At 67.3% G+C, this 19,048-nt stretch carries 16 protein-coding genes, 1 tRNA gene and 2 pseudogenes; 13 read left to right on the top strand and 6 right to left on the bottom strand.

The genetic code is table 11. The features are described from left to right. Positions 1-159 precede the first annotated feature (159 nt). From bamA to VFQ64_RS09445, 5 genes are all read left to right on the top strand, one after another. Positions 160-2,850 (top strand): outer membrane protein assembly factor BamA, encoded by a 2,691-nt coding sequence (gene bamA, locus VFQ64_RS09465; protein ID WP_325103434.1) that lies wholly within the window; start codon positions 160-162, stop codon positions 2,848-2,850. Then, a complete protein-coding gene (locus tag VFQ64_RS09460) occupies positions 2,850-3,494 on the top strand; it encodes an OmpH family outer membrane protein (protein ID WP_325103036.1) in 645 nt (214 codons plus the stop codon). The genes bamA and VFQ64_RS09460 overlap by 1 nt, the downstream gene beginning before the upstream one ends. Continuing rightward, entirely contained in the window at positions 3,494-3,970 is a 477-nt protein-coding gene (gene fabZ / locus VFQ64_RS09455) for a 3-hydroxyacyl-ACP dehydratase FabZ (RefSeq protein WP_325103035.1), read from the top strand. The genes VFQ64_RS09460 and fabZ overlap by 1 nt, the downstream gene beginning before the upstream one ends. Positions 3,971-4,055: 85 nt before the next feature. After that, positions 4,056-4,289, top strand: coding sequence for a 50S ribosomal protein L31 (gene rpmE / locus VFQ64_RS09450; RefSeq protein WP_325103433.1), 234 nt, complete (start codon positions 4,056-4,058; stop codon positions 4,287-4,289). A gap of 97 nt (positions 4,290-4,386) precedes the next feature. Next, positions 4,387-5,457: an acyltransferase gene (locus tag VFQ64_RS09445; RefSeq protein WP_325103034.1), complete on the top strand. Its 1,071-nt coding sequence runs from the start codon at positions 4,387-4,389 to the stop codon at positions 5,455-5,457. Here the strand turns inward: VFQ64_RS09445 and VFQ64_RS09440 are convergent. Beyond that, positions 5,458-5,547: transfer RNA gene (locus tag VFQ64_RS09440), tRNA-Ser, on the bottom strand. Positions 5,548-5,642: 95 nt separating this feature from the next. Between VFQ64_RS09440 and VFQ64_RS09435 the strand changes: the two genes are divergently transcribed. The 8 genes from VFQ64_RS09435 to mazG all read left to right on the top strand — a co-directional run bounded on the left by VFQ64_RS09435 (position 5,643) and on the right by mazG (position 13,514). Next, positions 5,643-6,668, top strand: a complete 1,026-nt coding sequence (locus VFQ64_RS09435; protein WP_325103033.1) for a lytic murein transglycosylase — start codon at positions 5,643-5,645, stop codon at positions 6,666-6,668. 9 nt (positions 6,669-6,677) lie between these two features. Then, complete coding sequence (locus VFQ64_RS09430; RefSeq protein ID WP_325103032.1) at positions 6,678-7,838, top strand: D-alanyl-D-alanine carboxypeptidase family protein; 1,161 nt, start codon at positions 6,678-6,680, stop codon at positions 7,836-7,838. Further along, entirely contained in the window at positions 7,835-8,794 is a 960-nt protein-coding gene (locus tag VFQ64_RS09425; protein WP_325103432.1) for a DNA polymerase III subunit delta', read from the top strand. The genes VFQ64_RS09430 and VFQ64_RS09425 overlap by 4 nt, the downstream gene beginning before the upstream one ends. Positions 8,795-9,005: 211 nt before the next feature. After that, positions 9,006-10,562 (top strand): methionine--tRNA ligase, encoded by a 1,557-nt coding sequence (gene metG / locus VFQ64_RS09420; protein ID WP_325103031.1) that lies wholly within the window; start codon positions 9,006-9,008, stop codon positions 10,560-10,562. Then, a complete protein-coding gene (locus tag VFQ64_RS09415; RefSeq protein WP_325103030.1) occupies positions 10,562-11,341 on the top strand; it encodes a TatD family hydrolase in 780 nt (259 codons plus the stop codon). The genes metG and VFQ64_RS09415 overlap by 1 nt, the downstream gene beginning before the upstream one ends. Before the next feature lie 10 nt (positions 11,342-11,351). Further along, positions 11,352-12,116 (top strand): MBL fold metallo-hydrolase, encoded by a 765-nt coding sequence (locus VFQ64_RS09410; RefSeq protein WP_325103029.1) that lies wholly within the window; start codon positions 11,352-11,354, stop codon positions 12,114-12,116. Positions 12,117-12,163: 47 nt separating this feature from the next. Next, positions 12,164-12,730: a retropepsin-like aspartic protease family protein gene (locus tag VFQ64_RS09405; RefSeq protein WP_325103028.1), complete on the top strand. Its 567-nt coding sequence runs from the start codon at positions 12,164-12,166 to the stop codon at positions 12,728-12,730. A 76-nt stretch (positions 12,731-12,806) separates the two neighbouring features. Beyond that, positions 12,807-13,514, top strand: a complete 708-nt coding sequence (mazG, locus tag VFQ64_RS09400; protein ID WP_325103027.1) for a nucleoside triphosphate pyrophosphohydrolase — start codon at positions 12,807-12,809, stop codon at positions 13,512-13,514. On the opposite strand, the gene hflX is transcribed toward mazG, so the two are convergent. The 5 genes and pseudogenes from hflX to VFQ64_RS09380 all read right to left on the bottom strand — a co-directional run. Then, positions 13,495-14,799, bottom strand: coding sequence for a GTPase HflX (gene hflX, locus VFQ64_RS09395; RefSeq protein ID WP_325103026.1), 1,305 nt, complete (start codon positions 14,797-14,799; stop codon positions 13,495-13,497). The genes mazG and hflX overlap by 20 nt on opposite strands. After that, on the bottom strand, positions 14,796-15,341 hold the full coding sequence (gene hfq / locus VFQ64_RS09390; protein WP_325103431.1) for an RNA chaperone Hfq: 546 nt from the start codon (positions 15,339-15,341) through the stop codon (positions 14,796-14,798). The genes hflX and hfq overlap by 4 nt, the downstream gene beginning before the upstream one ends. 53 nt (positions 15,342-15,394) lie before the next feature. Next, on the bottom strand, positions 15,395-16,765 hold the full coding sequence (locus VFQ64_RS09385) for a sigma-54 dependent transcriptional regulator (RefSeq protein WP_325103025.1): 1,371 nt from the start codon (positions 16,763-16,765) through the stop codon (positions 15,395-15,397). Between the two features lie 4 nt (positions 16,766-16,769). Then, positions 16,770-17,162, bottom strand: a pseudogene (locus VFQ64_RS15615) (sensor histidine kinase); the annotation flags it as partial. 153 nt (positions 17,163-17,315) lie between these two features. Then, positions 17,316-18,968 (bottom strand): annotated as a pseudogene (locus tag VFQ64_RS09380) (HAMP domain-containing protein); the annotation flags it as partial. Positions 18,969-19,048: the final 80 nt, after the last annotated feature.

Raw genomic sequence — 19,048 nt, 5'->3', positions numbered from 1 at the left:
CCCGGATAGGGCAGGGCGCGCGTCAAGTTCTTCGGGGCGTAATAGGGTTCTCTTTACGCGGGTTGGGGTTAACGAGTGACGGTTTCCAAGGTTCCTAACGGCGCGCGTTCTTTCGCGACCCTGCTGCTCGTCGGCACCGCCGTCGCGGGGGTGCCCGGCATGGCGGCGGCGCAGAGCGCTCCGACCCCTGCCAATCCGGCGCAAACGCGGCCGGGCGTTCCCGCCAATGCCCGCGCCGAGCAGCTGCCCGCGCCGCAGCCCGCCGCGGCCGCGCCGATCACAGACGCCGCCGCGCGCACTATCAAGACGCTGCGCGTCGAGGGTTCGCAGCGGATCGAGCCAGACACCGTGCTGTCCTACACCCGCCTGCGCGTCGGCACGCCCTATACCGCCGAGACGCTCGACCAGGCGCTGAAGGATCTGCAGGCGTCCGACCTGTTCGCGGACTTCTCGATCTCCGGCGTCGAGAGCGGCGATATCGTCCTGCGGGTGCGCGAGAACCCGATCATCAACCGCGTAATCTTCGAGGGCAACAAGGCGCTCAAGCAGGACAAGTTCGACAAGGAGATCAAGCTCAAGCCGCGCCAGATCTTCACCCGCACCGCCGTCCGTCAGGACGTGGCGCGGATCGTCGAGCTGTATCGTCGCCAGGGCCGCTTCGCCGCGGTCGTCGAGCCGAAGATGGTGACGCTCGACCAGAACCGCGTGGACGTGGTGTTCGAGATCACCGAGGGCGCCAAGTCCAAGGTGCGGCAGATCAACATCCTCGGCAACGAGGTCTTCTCCGACGACAAGCTGCGCGGGCAGATGGCGACCAAGCAGGCGCGCCTGTTCCGCATCCTGTCGTCGGGCACCTCCTATGACCAGGATCGGCTCAACTACGACCAGCAGAAGCTGCGTCAGTTCTACCTCACCGAGGGTTATGCCGATTTCCGCGTCATCTCCGCCGTCGCCGAGCTGACGCCGGACAAGCGCGACTTCATCATCACCTATGTCGTCGAAGAGGGTAAGCGCTACAAGTTCGGCGACATTACGGTCGACAGCCAGATCCGTGACTTCGACAACAAGGCGCTGGCGGCCGCGATCCCGGCCAAGAAGGGCGAATGGTACAACGCCAAGCAGGTCGAGGACTCGGTCGACCAGCTGAGCGAGGCGGCCGGGCTGTTCGGCTATGCCTTTACCGAGGTCGCGCCGGAGTTCGTGCCGGATCGCGAAGCGCTGACGATGTCGCTCAACTTCAACATCGCGCAGGCGCAGCGCACCTATGTCGAGCGGGTCGACATCAACGGCAACACGCAGACCCAAGACAAGGTCGTCCGCCGCGAGATCCGGCTGGCGGAGGGCGACGCGTTCAACAGCTTCCAGGTCAAGCGTTCGCAGGACCGCATCAACAGCCTGGGCTTCTTCCAGGATAAGTTCGAGATCAAGCAGGTCCCGGGCTCCGCGCCAGACCGCGTCGCGCTGGAGGCCAATGTCGAGGAGAAGTCGACCGGCGAGCTGCAGCTGTCGGCCGGTTACTCAAGCCTTGAGCGGTTCATCATCCAGGCGAACATCACCCAGCGCAACTTCCGCGGGAAGGGCCAGGAGCTGCGCGCCGGCGTCAACTATTCCAGTTACTCGAAGTCGCTCGAGCTCGGCTTCACCGAGCCCTATCTGTTCGACCGCAACATCGCGGTCGGCGTCGACCTGTTCCGGCGCGATTATAATTCCTTCGGCTTTTCCGGCCAGGATCGTCGCACCACCTATTCGCAGGTCTCGACAGGGTTCCAGGTCCGCCTCGGCGTGCCGCTGACCGAGTTCTGGTCGCTGTCAGGGCGTTACGGCCTGTCCTACGACGAGGTCGGACTGGATGAGGGGACGTACTTCACCGCCGGGCTTTGCGACCCCCTGAAGGCCGGACGATATCTCTGCGATTCGATCGGCAATCGCTACACATCGTCGGTCGGCTTCTCGATCATCAACGATAGCCTTAACAGCCGCCTGCGCCCGAGCGCCGGCTCGCGCTTCTCGTTCGGTGCCGATCTGGCGGGGCTGGGTGGCGACGTGAAATACGTCCGGGCGACCGCGAACTTCTCTAAATACTGGACGGTCGGCGGCGGCTTCATCGCGTCGGCGGTGGCGGAGGGTGGTTTCATCCGCTCGCTCGAGAAGAGCCGCGGACCGGGCATCGACCGGGTTCGCATCACCGATCGCTTCTACCTGGGGGAGCCGCAGTTCCGCGGCTTCGACATCCGCGGCGTCGGCCCGCGCGTGCAGCGGATCGAGTACATCACCGATCCGACGACCGGCGCGCAGACGCTGCAGACCGATCAGGCGCGGATCGTCGATGACGCACTGGGCGGGCGCGCATATTATCTGGGCCGGCTGGAGCTTGAGATCCCGCTCGGCTCCGGCGCGCGCGAGCTCGGCCTAAGGCCGTCCGTGTACCTGCAGGCTGGCAGCCTGTTCGGGATCACCCGGCCATTGCCCACCGCCGTGTTCCCGGTCGTCAACGGCGTGGTGCAGCCGCTGCAGGCGGTCGACGCCGCGGGCAACCCGCTGTTCGTCAACGTCTTCACGCCCGAGGGCTCGACCGGCCCGCAGCAGCGATTGACCACCTGCGCCGCGGGCTTCGCGGCGACTGCCGGCGCGGCCTGTGTCGGGGCGGAGCTGAACACCGTCGCGCCGGGGACGCAGCCCTTTCTGGAGCGGTTCCTCGGCAGTTCTGCCAAGCCGCGCCTTTCCGTCGGCTTCGGCGTCAATTGGAATTCACCCTTCGGCCCCTTGCGCATCGACGTCGCCAGGGCGCTGATTACCCAACCCGGTGACGACACGAAGCTCATCACCTTCAACGTAGGAACACAGTTCTGATGTCCACTCTTTCCAAGCTCGCTCTCGCCGCCGCACTGGTCGCGCCGGCCGCCCTCGTCGCGCCCGCCGCCGCGCAGGTGAACGGCGTCGCCGTCGCCGATCCGCAGGGCGCGATCGGCAACACCCGCGCCTGGGCCGCCGCGCGCACCCAGATCCAGACCACCTACAAGGCGCAGATCGATCAGGCCGACGCCCGCTCGCGCGCGATCCAAGCGGAGCTGCAGCCGCTGGTGACGCAGTTCCAGACCGCGCAGCGCGCGCCGGGCGCCACCGAGGCGTCGCTGCGTCCGCAGCTGCAGGCGATTCAGGCCAAGCAGACCGCCGGCCAGCAGGAGCTCGCCCGCCTGACCGCCCCGGCCGAGCGCGCGCAGGCCTATGCCATCGAGCAGATCCAGGCCCGACTGGGCGAGGCGGTGCAGACCGTCGTGCGTCAGCGCAACGTCAGCCTGCTGGTGTCGCCGCAGGCGGTGCTGTTCACGCAGCCGACCGCCGACATCACCGCGGCGGTCACGACCGAGCTCGACCGGCTGGTGCCGTCGGTGAGCACCGCCGTGCCCGCCAATTGGCAGCCGGGCCAGCAGCAGGCGGCGCGCCCGGCCGCGGCCGCGCCCGCGACCACCCCGGCACGCACCGGCGGCCGCTGATGGCGGAAGCGGGCAGGGAGGCGATCGGTCCGCTCGACATCGGGCGGATCATGGCCGCACTGCCCCACCGCTATCCCATGTTGCTGGTCGACCGGGTCGAGACGCTGGTTCCCGACCGCTCGATCACTGCGATCAAGGCGGTGACGATCAACGAAGGCTTCTTCCAGGGCCACTTTCCCGGCCGTCCGATCATGCCCGGCGTCCTCATCGTCGAGGCAATGGCGCAGGCGGCCGGCATCCTCGCCGTCGAGAGCCTGGGCCTCGCGGGTTCGGGCAAGCTGGTCTACTTCATGGCGATCGACGGCGCGAAGTTCCGCAAGCCGGTCGAGCCCGGCGTCCTCCTCCGGCTGGAAGTCGAGTTCGTCCAGAAGCGTTCCAGCGTCTGCAAGTTCGCAGGGCGCGCGACGATCGACGGCCAGTTGGCGGCGGAGGCGAACTTCACCGCCATGATCGCCGATCCGCCGAAACCGGCGTAGCGCCGACTTTGACAACACCGGCCGCGCCCGCTAGGCGCGCGCCTCTTCCAGGCTGGTCGGAACCAGCCATATTCGGAGCATGACCATGAAGGCCGATATTCACCCCGACTACCACCTGATCAAGGTGCAGATGACCGACGGCACCGTGTACGAGACGCGCTCCACCTGGGGCAAGGCGGGCGACACGATGACGCTTGAGATCGATCCGCTCGCGCATCCGGCCTGGACCGGCGGCCGCGGCACCATGCTCGACCAGGCCGGCCAGGTCGCGCGCTTCAACAAGCGTTTCGGCGGCGGCATCACGCTCAAGGGCCGTTAAGGGCGCGCCGAGCGTCGGCGGTCTGCCCGTAAAGGGCAGCTGCCGATCTTGTGACGCGTTCACGGCCATGCCATGCGCGCCCGAGGGGTGCGACCAGATGACAGCAAAGGCGACGGCGCGGTTCGGCGGCGCGACGTGGGCACGGGCGTTCATGCCCGACCGTCCCGGCGCGTTCAGGCTGTTCCTGGCTCTGCTCGTGTTCGCGCACCATTGTTCGCGGCTGGGGCTCGGCAAGTACGCCGTTTACGTCTTCTTCGTGCTGAGCGGCTTCTGGGTCGATCGCATGTGGATGGCGCGTTACCGCCACGCCCGCCGGCCGTACCTCACCTACCTGCTCAGCCGCGCATGGCGGCTGATGCCCACCTTCGCGCTGGTAGGCATGGTGGTCGTCGCGCTCAGCCTGCTGCTCGGCGTCGAATGGCGAACGATTGCGCAGGGTCGTCTGGTGCACGTCGCGTTCTCCAGTCTCTTCATCTTCGGCTATAGCTGGCTCGACTATCTTCCTGTCGCGCCGGCCTGGTCGCTCGACATCGAAGTGCAATATTATCTGCTCGCGCCGCTGCTTGCGGTGCTGGTTCGGCGCAACCGGCTGGTCGTCGCGGCCGGGCTGACCGTCGTTTCGCTCGCCGGTGCGCTCACCATGACCCGCCCGGTGCTGCCCAGCTACCTTGCCTTCTTCGGCGCCGGCCTGCTCGCCTCCGCCGCCGACTGGCGACCGAACCGCGCGCTCGCGACGGTGTCGGCCGGGCTGGTCGTACTCGGCCTGATTGCGCTCGCGCTCAGCCCCTGGGCCGGAGCCTTGCTCGGCGGTGCCAATCCGACGCCGCTGTTCGCCTGGAACCCATTGCTGAACATCGTCGCGGCGGTCGCCACCATACCATTCGCGATCTACACCACCGCCCAGCCGAGCGGCCGTACGGACCGGATGCAGGCCGACTTGTCCTATATCATCTATCTCGCCCACTGGCCGGTCTTCGTGTGGCTTAGCGCGGTCGGCGGCTCCATCGCGAACCGGCTGCCGTACCTGCTGGCGGGCTGGGTGCTCGTGCTGAGCGGATCGTACATCGTCTGGCGCTGGTTCGACCGCCCGGTCAACGCCGCCCGCGCACGCTGGGTGGCCCGTCGCACTGGCGAAGCGGGGGCTACGCAAGAGCCGGCGGCTCTATAGTGGCGGAGAGGGTGGGATTCGAACCCACGGTGAGCTTGCACCCACGGCGGTTTTCAAGACCGCTGCCTTAAACCACTCGGCCACCTCTCCGCGCGCCGTTGCCGATAGGGCGACCGCGCCACTTCGTGCAAGAGGCGCGACAAACCGGGTTCCCGGCTCCCGCATGCCATGCGACAAGGTCGGCCATGTTGGCGTGGTTGAAGAACGGTCTGGCGGCGGCGTTGCTGTTCGCCTCGGGTGGTGCGGTGGCGCAGGACGACGAGAGCGGCTTCCAGGCGTACCTCCAGACCTTGCGGGCCGAGGCGATCGCGGCGGGGGTGAGGCTCGGGACGGTCGACGCGGTGCTGCCGACGCTCACGCTCGACCCGCAGACAATCCGCAACGACCGCGCGCAACCGGCGCCGGTCAGCACCACCACCTTCAGTCCGTTCGCCCCCTACAAGGCAGCCCATGTCGATGCCGCCCGCATCGGCGGCGGCCGCCGCGTGTACGCACGCCAGCAGTCGCGTCTGGCCGAGATCGAGCGCCGCACCGGTGTGCCCGCCGCCATTGCCCTCGCGATCTATGGTCATGAGAGCGCCTATGGTGCCGTCACCGGCCGCTACGACCTGTTCCGCAGCCTCGCCACGCTTGCCTATGAGGGCCGCCGCCGATCGCTGTTCGCGGGCGAGTTCATCGCCGCGCTCAAGATGCTCGAGCGTGGCGTCCCACGCGAGAAGATGCGCGGCAGCTGGGCGGGCGCGTTCGGCGGGCCGCAGTTCCTGCCGTCGGTCTATCTCCGTCTCGCCCGCGACGGCGACGGCGACGGGTTCGCTGATCTGTGGACCAGCGAGGTCGACACGCTGACTTCGATCGGCGCCTACCTTCAGGACGCTGGCTGGCGCGCCGGCGAGCCCTGGGGACTGGCGGTCAGCGTTCCCGCCGGCTTCGACCGTATTAGCATGCGCACCCGCCTCGTCGCGCCGCGCTGCCCGCGCGTGTTCGTCCGCCATTCCGGCTGGCGCAGCATGGCCGAGTGGCGCGCGGCGGGCATCGTGCCACAGGGCGCCCGCTGGCCCGCCGACCGCGTGCTCGCGACGCTGATCGAGCCGGACGGGGAGGGCGCGACCGCCTATCTCCTGACCTCGAACTATCGCGCGATCCTCGACTATAACTGCTCCAACTTCTACGCGCTCTCGGTCGGCCTGCTCGCCGACGCCGTCGCCCCATAGGATCTCGCCATGACCCGCATGTTGCCGTTCGCCGCCCTTCTCCTCGCAGTGCCCTCGGTCGCCGCCGCGCCGCAATTCCCCGGCACCGCGCCGATCGCGTTCATGCAGGACCTGTCGAGCGGCGCGGTGCTCTATGCCCGCGACGCCGACCGCCGCATCCCGCCGGCATCGATGGCCAAGATGATGACCGTCTATGTCGCCTTCGAGATGCTCAAGAAGGGCGAACTCAAGCTCGACCAGACCTTTCCGGTCCGCCCCGAAACATGGCGTCGGTGGCACGGGCCGGAGGCGGGATCGACCATGTTTTTGTCGGTCGACGAGCAGGTCAGCGTCGACAATCTGTTGAAGGGCATCGTCACGCTGTCGGGCAATGACGCCTGCGTCGTGCTGGCGGAGGGCATCTCCGGCACCGAGCAGACCTTTACCGACCGCATGAACGACGCCGCCAAGCGGCTCGGCCTCACCAACAGCCACTTCGGCAATTCCAACGGCTGGCCCGACAACGGCGTCACCTTTGTCAGCGCTCGCGACCTCGCGACGCTTGCCGCCGCGACGATCCGCGACCATCCGGACCTCTACAAGCGGTTCTATTCGCTCAAGGAATTCACCTGGGGCAAGACGCTGGGCGCCGGTGCGGCGATCACCCAGGCCAATCGCGACCCTCTGCTCGGCCGTGTCGCGGGTGCGGATGGGCTCAAGACCGGCCACACCGAAGAGGCCGGCTACGGCTTCACCGGCTCGGCCGAACAGAATGGCCGCCGGCTGGTGATGGTCGTCGCGGGGCTGACCAGCTTCAACGGCCGCATCGAGGAATCGGTCAAGTTCATGGACTGGGGCTTCCGCGCCTGGCAGGCGAAGCCGATTGTCGGCGCCGGCAAGCGGGTCGGCGAGGCCGAGGTGCAGCTCGGGGATGAGGGCGAGGTCGGCTTGGTGGCGCCCAAGGAGCTGAAGGTGGCGCTGCCATCCGGCGCGGTGCCACAGATGCAGGCGCGGATCGTTTATCAGGGCCCGCTCAAGGCGCCGATCGCCAAGGGCGCGCACGTCGCCGACCTCGTCGTCACCAGCTCCGGCCTGCCCGAACAGCGCCTGCCGCTGGTCGCAGAGGCAGCGGTCGGGGAGGCGGGCTTCTTCGGCCGCGCCTGGGCCGGGCTGACCGGTCTGTTCGGCTGAGCCTCGTCGGCAACACCGCCGCGCAAGGAGCCTTCGCCGCCGCGGCGGCGGGCGGCACCCTCCACCATGCATGGCTGATCGCCGGCCCTGAAGGCGTCGGCAAGGGCAGCTTCGCCCGCCAGGCCGGCGCGGAGCTGGTGGGCGGCGGTCTCCACCGCGACGAGATGATCGCCGCCCGCGCCCATCCCGACTTCAAGCTCGTCGAGCGCGAACATTGGGCCAAGCCCGACCAGCTTGTTCCCTATGACGAGCGCAAGGAGGGCGAGCCGCCCGCGCGTAGCATCCGCGTCGCCCAGATCCGCTGGCTCCGCACGGCGCTCACCGTCCGCCCCTCGATGGGCGAGCGCCGCGCGGTCATCATCGACGCGGTCGACGATCTCGAGCCCGGCGGCGCCAACGCGCTGCTCAAGAGCCTGGAGGAGCCGCCACCCGGCACGATCTTTCTGCTCGTCAGCCACGCTCCCGGCCGCCTGCTCCCCACCATCCGCTCGCGCTGCCGCCTGCTCCGCTTCGGCGCGCTCGACGATGCCGAGATGGCTATTGCGTTGCGCCAGGCGGACCCGACCCTCGACGCCGATGAGCTCGCCGCCCTGGTCGCGGCAGGGGAGGGCTCCCCCGGCCGCGCGCTGCGTCTCGCCGGCCTCGACGTAAAAGGCCTCGACGCCGCGATCGCCGCGATCGCGGCCGATGGCGACCCGGACAATGCGCGCCGCAGCGCGCTGGCGCGCGCCCTAACGGGCAAGGCCGCCCAGCCGCGCTACGAGGCGTTTCTGGACCGCGTCCCCGCCTATATCGCCCACCAGGCCCGCCGCCGCAGCGGTCCCGCGCTCGCCCGCACCCTCGACGCCCACGCCCGTGCCCGCGACGCCGCCGGCGCCGCACTTGGCCTGTCGCTCGACCCGCAAGCGACGGTGTGGGAGATGGCAGGGCTACTCGCGGAGCTTCCGCGTAGCTGAGCGAAACCGGAGTTGTGAAAGACTGCCGCCAGTGAGCAGCTACCTTCCCCGGCGGAAGCCGGGGCCCAGTCGGCCGCGCCGGGAACAAGACCTAAGCTCTGTAGGACGATCGCATCTGGGACCCGGCTTTCGCCGGGGAGGGTTGGAAGGCAGATCTGCCCGTCGCCAACAAGGGTTCAGCCCCACGCCACCCTCTGCTACCGCGCCCCGCATGGCCGAGCCCTTCTACATCACCACCGCGATCAGCTACCCCAACGGCCGCCCGCACATCGGCCACGCCTATGAGGCCATCGCCGCCGATGCGATCGCGCGGTTCCAGCGTCAGGCGGGCAGGGACGTGCGGTTCCAGACCGGCACCGACGAGCACGGCCTGAAGATGGCGCAGGCCGCCCGTGCCGCCGGCCAGGAGACCGCCGCCTTCGCCGCCGAGATGTCGGCGCTGTTCCGCGCCATGTGCGACCGGCTCAACATCAGCTATGACCGCTTCCTGCGCACCACCGAGCCGGAGCATCATCGCGCCAGCCAGGAAATCTGGCGGCGGATGGCGGACAAGGGCGACCTGTACCTAGACCGCTACGAGGGTTGGTATTCGGTCCGCGACGAGGCCTATTATGACGAGGGCGAGCTGACCGGGGAGGGCGATCAACGCCTGTCCCCGCAGGGCACACCCGTCGAATGGACCACCGAGGAGACCTGGTTCTTCCGCCTGTCCAAATATCAGCAGCCGCTGCTCGACCTCTACGCCGCCAATCCCGACTTCATCCGCCCCGACAGCCGTCGCAACGAGGTGATGCGCTTCGTCGAGGGCGGGCTGTCGGACCTGTCGGTTTCGCGCACCAGCTTTGACTGGGGGGTACCCGTTCCCGATAGCCCCGGTCATGTCATGTACGTCTGGGTCGACGCGCTCACCAGTTATCTGTCCGGAACCGGCTGGCCCGACACCGCGTCGGATAACCGATTCTGGCCCGCCGACCTGCACCTGATCGGCAAGGACATCGTCCGCTTCCATACCGTCTATTGGCCGGCGTTCCTGATGTCCGCCGGCGTGCCGCTGCCCAAGTCCGTGTTCGGCCACGGCTTCCTGCTCAGCCGCGGCGAGAAGATGTCGAAATCGGTCGGCAACGTCGTCGATCCGATGGCACTCGCCGATGCGTTCGGGGTCGACGCGCTGCGATATTTCTTCCTGCGCGAGGTCAGCTTCGGCCAGGACGGCAGCTACTCCGCCGAGGCGATCGTCACCCGCGTCAACGCCGAACTCGCCAACAGCTTCGGCAATCTGGCGCAACGGACGCTCTCGTTCATCGCCAAGAACCTGGACGGCGCCTTCCCGGACACCGGCAGGGCCGACGACGCGGACGCGATGTTGATCGAGGAGGTGGTGGTCGCCTGCGCCGGCTTGCGCACCGCGTTCGATGACCTGCTCCTGTCGCAGGGCATCGAGGCGTGGATGCGCGGCGTCTTCGCCTGCAACGCCTATATCGACTCAGCTGCCCCCTGGGCGCTGCGCAAGGCCGATCCCCAACGCATGCACGCGGTCCTTCGCACCCTGGTGCGCGCGATCCGGATGCTCGCGATCGTCATCCTGCCGGTGGTGCCGGACGGTGCCGGCAAGGTGCTGGATCAGCTCGGCGATTCAGCTGACGCTGGCGCGCGCGACCACGCCGCAGTGGACGACGAAGGCTGGTACGCGCGAACCGCTGCGAGCGGCTTTCGGATCGCTGCCCCGACGGGGGCCTTTCCGCGCCTCGAACTCCCGGCCGAAGCCTGATGCTCGCCGACAGCCACTGCCATCTGAACTACAAGGGCGTCTACGAGCAGCAGGCGGACATACTCGCCCGGGCACGGGCGCGCGGGGTCACGGCGATGCTCAACATCGCTACGCGCGAGAGCGAATGGGACGCGGTGATCGCCACCGCCGAGCGCGAGCCCGACGTCTGGGCGACGGTCGGCATCCACCCGCACGAGGCCGACCAGCATGGCCATGTCGATACCGCGAAGCTGGTCGAACGCGCCCGCCACCCGCGCGTCGTCGGCCTGGGCGAGAGCGGTCTCGATTTTTATTACGATCACAGCGACCGCGCCCGCCAGCAAGCGAGCTTCCGCGCCCATATCGCCGCAGCCCGCGAAACCGGCCTGCCGCTGGTCGTCCATACCCGCGATGCGGAGGACGATACCGCTGCCATCCTGACGGACGAGCTGGGGAAGGGGGCTTATCCCGCGGTCATCCATTGTTTCACCGGCACCGGAGCTTTCGCCGACAAGGCATTGGAACTGGGCTTCTACATCTCCATCTCAGGGATCGTGACCTTCAAGAATGCCCGCGATCTGCAGGAAACGGCCGCGCGGCTGCCGATCGAGCGGCTGCTGATCGAGACCGATGCTCCCTTCCTGGCGCCGGTTCCGCATCGGGGCCGGCCAGGTGAGCCCGCGTTCGTCGCCGACACCGCTGCCTTCCTCGCCGGGCTGCGCGGCGAGGACGTGGAGGTACTGACCCGGCGCACGGCCGAGAACTTCCACACCTTGTTCGCCAAGACCCTGCCGGCGTGAAGAGGGCGGCGTGAAAGCGCGCATTCTCGGTTCCGGTACCTCGTCGGGCGTGCCGCGGCTGGGCAACGATTGGGGCGCCTGCGATCCTAGTGAGCCCCGCAACCGGCGCACGCGGGCCTCGCTGCTGGTCGACCATGGCGACGTTCGCGTGTTGGTCGACACCAGCCCCGACATGCGCGAGCAACTGCTCGCCGCCGATGTCGACAGGGTCGATGCGATCATCTGGACGCACGATCACGCCGATCATTGTCACGGCATCGACGACGTGCGGCAGATCTATCATGCGACGGGCCGGCCGTTGCGCGGGCTCGCGCGGGCGGACACCCTGGCGGCGATAAGCGACCGCTTCGCGTATGTTTTCGCGGGTCGGCACGGTTATCCGGCGACGGTGACGGGCGAGGTGTTGCCCGCGACGCTGACGATCGGGGGGCTCACCATCCGCAGCGTCGATCAGCCGCATGGCAACATCGTCTCGACCGGGCTTCGGTTTGAGGCGGCGGGTAGCAGCATCGGCTACGCCACGGATTTCCACGACCTGACATCGGGAATGCGTGAACTCTACACCGGCTTGGACGTGTGGATCGTCGACGCGCTGCGGCATGCGCCACACCCCACGCACCCGACGGTCTCGGCGGTGCTCGGCTGGGTGGACGAGCTGCGGCCGGGACGGACCGCGTTCATTCACATGGACCACACGATGGACTACACCACCGAAGCGGCCCGGCTGCCCGCGGGCGTGGAGCCCGGCTATGACGGGCAGGAGTTCACGGTGTGATGGAACAACTCGGTCCGAACGCGCTGATTTACGCTTTGTTGTTGGTTTTGCCTGTATCTGCTCTCATCGCGCGGCGTGTGCCGATCCTGCGGGTCGTGACGATGCTCGCCACTTGGGTCGCGCTGTTCCTGGTGCTGACCTATGTCTTCGTGCAGCGTGAACGCTTCGACCCTTATCTGTCGCGGATCGCCAGCGCGCTCAACCTGTCGGACCAGCAGGTGGTCGGCAAGGAGGTGCGCATCACGATGAGCCCGGACGGGCACTTCTGGGCCAAGGCGACGCTCGGGGGTGTGTCGCGACGGTTGTTGATCGACAGCGGCGCGACGGTGACGGCGCTCTCCACGCGTACCGCCTCTGCGGCAGGCCTGAAGGTCGCCAAGCCAATCTTCCCGATGGTGATCCAGACCGCCAACGGCCAGGTCTCCGCCCAGACCGCGACCATCGTGGAACTCCGCCTCGGCAACGTCGTGGCGCGCGATCTGCCCGTCGTCGTGTCGCCGGCCTTCGGCGGCACCGACGTACTGGGCATGAACTTCCTGTCACGCCTGAAATCCTGGCGGGTAGAGGGCCGCACCCTCATCCTCACCCCGCACCACCCGCAAGACTTAACATAATGCATATTATCGGACTAGCTTCGGTATTGCGGCGATGTGCGAGAAGATGAAGAAGATTGATCGCCTCGTTGCTATCATGGCCCGCCTCCGCGACCCCGTCCACGGCTGCGACTGGGACCGCGCCCAGACCTGGTCGACCATCGCGCCCTACACGATCGAGGAAGCCTATGAGGTCGCCGACGCTATCGCCCGCGACGATCCCGCCGAGCTCAAGGAGGAACTCGGCGACCTCCTGCTCCAGGTCGTCTTCCATAGCCGCATCGCCGAGGAGACCGGCGCCTTCACCCTAGCCGATGTCGCCGACGCGATCTCTGCCAAGATGGAGCGCCGCCACCCGCACATCTTCGGCGAAGCGGACGCGCTCGACTGGGAGCGCAGCAAGGCCGACGAGCGCCTGGCCAAGGGCGCGACCGGCCCACTGGACGGCGTCGCCCTCGGCCTGCCCGCGCTTATCCGGGCCGAGAAGCTGCAGAAGCGCGCCGCTCGTGTCGGCTTCGACTGGCCGGACGCCGCCGGCCCGCGCGCCAAGATCGACGAGGAACTAGCGGAGGTCGCCGAGGCATCCGGCGACGCCGTGGCCGAGGAAGTCGGCGACCTGCTGTTCGCGGTGGTCAACTGGGCCCGCCACCTGAACGTCGACGCCGAAGCCGCCCTACGCGTCGCCAACCGCAAGTTCGAGCGCCGCTTCCAGGCGATGGAAGCAGAGGCGGGCGCAGCCTTCGCCGCCCTGCCGCTGGACGGCAAGGAGGCGCTGTGGAACGCAGTCAAGCGGAGCGGCGGCTGAACCGTTCATAGTCGGCGGGCGACAGCCGTACATCGTAGCTCGTCTCACTCTCGCCCTCTTCACGGCCCAGCACCTCGCCATGCGAGTGCAGCCAGGCCGCGGCCGCGCCGTCGGAGCTTTCCACCGCGATCGTATAGCGGCGATGGCTCGCGGTCAGGTCGGTCGCGACGCGCCGGGTAAGCTCCTCAACCCCTTCCCCGCTCAAAGCCGAGAGAACGACAACATCCGGCCGCTTCTCCGCGTCGGCCAACAGCGCCTGCCGGCGTTCCGCGTCGACCAGGTCCAGCTTGTTCCATGCCTCGATACGGGCAGTCTCAGAGCTGACGCCGATCTCATCCAGCACCGCCTCGACGTCGGCCCGCTGCGCCTCGGTATCCGGATGCGCCACGTCACGCACATGAATGAGCAGGTCGGCCGACACCACCTCCTCCAACGTCGCCTTGAAGGCGGCGACGAGCTGCGTCGGCAGGTCTGACACGAAGCCGACGGTGTCCGACAGGATCGCCTTGTCCAGCCCAGGCAGCGATAGCTGCCGCAACGTCGGATCGAGCGTGGCGAAGAGCAGGTTCTCCGCCATGACGTCGGCGCCCGTCAGCCGATTGAAGAGCGTCGACTTGCCCGCATTGGTATAGCCCACCAGTGCGATCACCGGCCACGGCGCGCGTTGCCGGCGGTCACGATGCAACCCGCGCGTACGACTGACCTGATCCAGCTCCCGACGTAGCCGCGCCATGCGGTCGCGGATCAGCCGGCGATCCGCCTCGATCTGCGTCTCGCCCGGCCCGCCCAGGAAGCCGAAGCCACCGCGCTGCCGTTCCAGATGGGTCCAGCTCCGCACCAGCCGGCCGGCTTGATAGTCGAGATGCGCCAGCTCGACCTGCAGCCGCCCCTCGGCGGTCGCGGCGCGCTCGCCGAAGATCTCCAGGATCAGCCCGGTGCGGTCGATGACCTTCGCCTCCAGCTTGGTCTCCAAGTTGCGCTGCTGGATCGCTGAAAGGCTGGCATCGAACACGACCAACTGCGCGTCGTGCTGCCGACATCGAACCGCCAACTCGTCCGCCTGACCGCTGCCGATCAGCGTCGCCGCACGCGGCTGACGAACGCGGAGAGCCACCTTGTCAACGACGACGAGCCCGATGGCGGCTGCCAGACCGGCCGTCTCGTCCATCCGGGCATCCGCGTCGCGCCGCGCGTCGCCTTGATCCGGCAGCACCACCAGCGCCCTCGCCCCTCGGGCGAACTCACCCCGATCGCGCTCGAATCCGCCCTGATCTACAATGCTCAATCTTCCACCTCGTCCGACTCCTCCGCTAGGTTCAGCGGCCGCGCCGGCTGGATGGTGGAGACCGCGTGCTTGTACACGAGCTGCGCCATGCCTTCACGGGTGAGCAGCATGCAGAACAAGTCGAAGCCCGCGATGTATCCCTGCAGCATGACGCCGTTGATGAGGAACATGGTGACGCTTTCATCGGACCGGCGCACCGCATTCAGGAAAACGTCCTGCAACAGCGGCTTGCGGCTGCCCTCGCCCGTGCCGTCAACGATGGCGGCTACATCCATGGGCCCCGCCGGCATGATCGTCGAGATCGCGTGCTTGTAGATCAGCTGAGACTGCCCGTCCCTGCGCAGCAAGACCGAGAAGTTGTCGAACCAGGTGACGATGCCCTGCAGCTTGACCCCCTTGACGAGGAACATCGTCACCGGCGTCTTGGTTTTGCGGACACCGTTGAGGAATAGGTCTTGGAGAGAGCCTTGCTTGTCGGCCATGCCGCTGCCCTTCGTTCTTGGCGGGTCTTCCCCGCGTTGCGCCGGTTCCTGGCGACGGATTGTCCCCGTGCGATCGGGAGGGACAACCTAAGCTACGAGCTTCACCGCGTCCATCAATCCTCGCGCGTTTCGGTGATCCCCAACAGCTTCAATTTGCGGTGCAAGGCAGACCGCTCCATGCCGATGAAGCTGGCGGTGCGAGAGATGTTGCCGGAGAAACGGCGGATCTGAACGCGAAGATACTCGCGCTCAAAGGTCTCGCGCGCTTCACGCAGTGGGGCACCCATCATCGCTCCCGCCCCTGCGGACGAGCCATCGTCGCCGAGGACTTCTGCCGGCAACAGGTCCAGGTCGATGCGACCGACTCGATCACCTGGCGCCATAATGATCGTACGTTCAATCACATTCCGAAGCTGGCGGACATTTCCGGGCCAGTCGTAGGATTGCAGCGCCACCATCGCGTCCGGCGCGATTTCCGGAGTCGGTACGCGCCGCTCGTTGGCATAATGTGCCCCGAAGTATTGGACCAGCGCAGGAATGTCCTCGCGCCGCTCGGAAAGGGCGGGGATCGGGACCGGGACGACATTGAGCCTGTAATAAAGGTCCTCGCGGAACCGCCCTTCGGCGATCTCGTGGGTGAGGTCGCGACCGGTCGCGGACACGACCCGCACGTCTACCTTCACGACCCGGGTGCCGCCGACCCGCGTGAAGCTTTGATCGGTGAGCACGCGGAGGATTCGGCCCTGCGTGGCGATCGGCATGTCCGCGATCTCGTCGAGAAAAAGCGTTCCGGTGTGCGCTTGTTCGAGCAGGCCGGGGCGGACGATATCGCCCCCCTCCTCGGCGCCGAACAGTTCCTCCTCGACGCGCTCAGGGGTCATCCGGGCGGCAGAAACGACGACAAAGGGTGCGTCCGCGCGCTGGCTCCAGCCGTGGAGCAGTCGTGCCGCCACCTCCTTGCCGACGCCGGCCGGGCCCATGATCAGGACGCGGCTACCCGTAGCGGCGACGCGCTTCAGCGTCGCGCGGACTGTGTTGATCGCGCTCGAGCTGCCGGTCAGATCGACGTCCCGGCCGGCGGATGCCCGCAGTGAGGCGACCTCTCGGCGCAATCGCTCTGTTTCAGTGGCGCGGGCAACCATCAGGAGCAGGCGCTCCGCTTCGAAAGGCTTCTCGATAAAGTCGGCGGCGCCGCGCCGGATGGCCGCCACGGCAGTGTCGAGGTTGCCGTGACCAGAGATGACCAGCACCGGCAATGACGGATCGCGGCGCTTGATCTCGTCGAGCAACTCAAGACCTCCGAGCCGCGAGCCGTGCAGCCAGACATCGAGGAGGACGAGCGACGGGCGGCGGGCCGCGATCGCTTCTAGTGCGTCGTCGCTGTTGGCGGCGCAGCGGGAGTCGTAGCCCTCGTCTTCGAGGACACCCGCGACGAGTTCGCGGATGTCCTGTTCGTCGTCGACCACGAGGATATCGAGCGCCATGAGTTCAGGTCCGCATTGGCATGAGCTGGGCGAATTCCTCGCCGGAAGTTCCCGAAGATGCCCCACCATCGCGTTCGCGTAAGGCAGCGGCGTCGAAGGTCAAGGTGACTGTCGCACCACCTTGCTCTCGATCGGAGAAGGTCATGGTTCCAAGATGTTCCTCGACAATCTTCTTAACGATCGCGAGACCTAGCCCCGTGCCGCGAGCGCGATGGGTGACATACGGCTCGACGATGCTGTCGCGATCGGGCGGCAATCCGATCCCGGTATCGGACACCTCGATGCACACCTTGCCTGCGGCTTCGCTCAGGGCCAGTGTTACGACACCTTCGCTACCGCCGGTCTCCTCGATCGCCTCGGCAGCGTTCTTGAGGAGGTTCGTCAGCGCTTGCCCGATCTGCCGCCGATCGCAGACCAGATGCGGACCGGGATCGCCAACGACGAGTTCGAAGCGGATACCGGAATGCGCCACCTCGTGCAGAAACAGCGTCTGCTGCGCGATGTCGGCCAAAGGCTCGTCGCGGAACACCGGCTTGGGCATCCGCGCAAAGGAGGAGAACTCGTCAACCATGCGGCGCAGGTCGCCGACCTGACGCACGATGGTATCGGTAAGTTTCTGGAAGGTGGCGTCGCCCGCGTCCACCTTGCCGCCATACCGCCGCTGGAGGCGCTCGGCGGCGAGCTGGATCGGCGTGAGCGGGTTCTTGATCTCATGGGCGATACGGCGTGCGACATCGGCCCACGCAGCCCGGCGCTGGTCGAGCTGCTGCTGAGTGATGTCGTCGAAAGTCAGGATGGTAGTTGCATCTGCACGGGCGATGCGGACGGCGAGCGTTCGCTGCTCGGCGTCCCCCTCCCTGCCCACCTGCACGATCGCCTCGCGCTGCCCCTCGCGCACCAACAGGTCGAGCTCGGGCGCCGCCGTCATCAGCGGCTGCCCCGGCAGGGCGGCGCCGTCGAGCAGGCGGATGGCGGACGCATTTGCAATAGTGATGACCCGGTCGCCGTCGGTAGCGACAACGCCGGCCGAGACGCCCGCCATCACCGCTTCGATCAGCGCGCGGCGGCTGTCGAGCGCCGCGTTCTGCTGTTGTATGCGGCCAGTCATAGTGTTGAACGCGCGGCCCAGCGTGCCGACCTCATCACGCGCGGCGGTTTCGGGGACCCGCGCTGCCAAGTCGCCATCCGCGACCCTCCTCGCCGCACCCACTAATTCGCTCACCGGTCGGATCATGCGATCTGCCACCCGCAACGCGATCCAGACGGCGATGCCCACGATTAAGAGGGACGTCGCGAGGAGCGCGGCGTTGAAGCTCAACTGGAGCGAACGCGAACGTGACTGTAGGGCGCGGAAGTCACGCGATATTGCGTCACTGCGCCGCATCTGCGTCGCGAGCTGCTGTTCGAAGATGCGCGATCCATACAAATATGTTTGCGGACCATAATCCAACTTCACCAAAACACCGATGCGATCGCGCTCCTCGACCGTGACGGAGGGCTCTCCACCTTCCAGCGTCCGCATCATCGCAGGGGTCACAACGTTTACCAGCGGCCGATTGTAGGGATTGACCACGGCGAGCGGGTCCTTCTCCCCGCGACGAACGATCATAGCTTCGGAAAGCTCGCGCCGATACGCCTGCTCGAACAGGAAGGCGACGAAGGTCTTGTCGTCGATCGGCACCGCACGCAGCGCGCTGGCAAGATCGCCGGTCATGGCCTTCATCTCAGCGGCGACGTTGGTGACTTCGCGCGTGTAATTGGCGCGCACCAGCTCCCGGGTATTCCCCAGCATCGCCTGGGCTGTAGGCGAAGACCAGAACTGGCTCCCGTACTGAAACAGCAAGGACGCCGTGATCGTGACGAGCACGAGCGGCACCGCCGCAGCGGTGGAAAACAGCGCCACGAGACGGACATGCAGCTGGCCGTTGCCACCGGAAGGTGAACGCGCCGCGCGCCGGCGCGCAACGCCTCGACCCACCAGCACCAGCAGTGCCGACCCCGCGATCAGGTTACCGACCAGCAGTAGCGCGATGAAGATAGGGTTATATGGTTGCGTACCGCTGCCCTGTCGCGCGACGAGGATGTAGCTGGCGGTGGCGATCGCGATGATTACCGCGACTGCTAACGCGCGGAATACCGGCGTCAGCGGCGAGCGCGCGGTGGGCTCCTCTCGATCGACTTCAGCGAGCACGGACGACGCCATCACCGCTGCGCTACAGCGTCACCTGTTGCAAGGAAAGCACATATTGAACCTGGGTCAACCGGTCAGCGCGGGAATAGGCT

Source organism: Sphingomonas sp., assembly GCF_035714405.1.
In the GTDB taxonomy this organism is placed as follows: domain Bacteria; phylum Pseudomonadota; class Alphaproteobacteria; order Sphingomonadales; family Sphingomonadaceae; genus Sphingomonas.
The sequence above is the reverse complement of the archived record's forward strand: the minus strand, read 5'-3'. Positions and strand labels throughout refer to the sequence as shown.

Bases quoted from the DNA above. Each gene is read 5' to 3' on its own strand.
- metG (WP_325103031.1), top strand. From the start codon at position 9,006: ATGGCCGAGCCCTTCTACATCACCACCGCGATCAGCTACCCCAACGGC.
- VFQ64_RS09460 (WP_325103036.1), top strand. From the start codon at position 2,850: ATGTCCACTCTTTCCAAGCTCGCTCTCGCCGCCGCACTGGTCGCGCCG.
- bamA (WP_325103434.1), top strand. From the start codon at position 160: ATGGCGGCGGCGCAGAGCGCTCCGACCCCTGCCAATCCGGCGCAAACG.
- VFQ64_RS09435 (WP_325103033.1), top strand. From the start codon at position 5,643: ATGTTGGCGTGGTTGAAGAACGGTCTGGCGGCGGCGTTGCTGTTCGCC.
- VFQ64_RS09430 (WP_325103032.1), top strand. From the start codon at position 6,678: ATGACCCGCATGTTGCCGTTCGCCGCCCTTCTCCTCGCAGTGCCCTCG.
- rpmE (WP_325103433.1), top strand. From the start codon at position 4,056: ATGAAGGCCGATATTCACCCCGACTACCACCTGATCAAGGTGCAGATG.
- VFQ64_RS09445 (WP_325103034.1), top strand. From the start codon at position 4,387: ATGACAGCAAAGGCGACGGCGCGGTTCGGCGGCGCGACGTGGGCACGG.
- VFQ64_RS09415 (WP_325103030.1), top strand. From the start codon at position 10,562: ATGCTCGCCGACAGCCACTGCCATCTGAACTACAAGGGCGTCTACGAG.
- VFQ64_RS09385 (WP_325103025.1), bottom strand. From the start codon at position 16,765: ATGGCGCTCGATATCCTCGTGGTCGACGACGAACAGGACATCCGCGAA.
- mazG (WP_325103027.1), top strand. From the start codon at position 12,807: ATGGCCCGCCTCCGCGACCCCGTCCACGGCTGCGACTGGGACCGCGCC.
- fabZ (WP_325103035.1), top strand. From the start codon at position 3,494: ATGGCGGAAGCGGGCAGGGAGGCGATCGGTCCGCTCGACATCGGGCGG.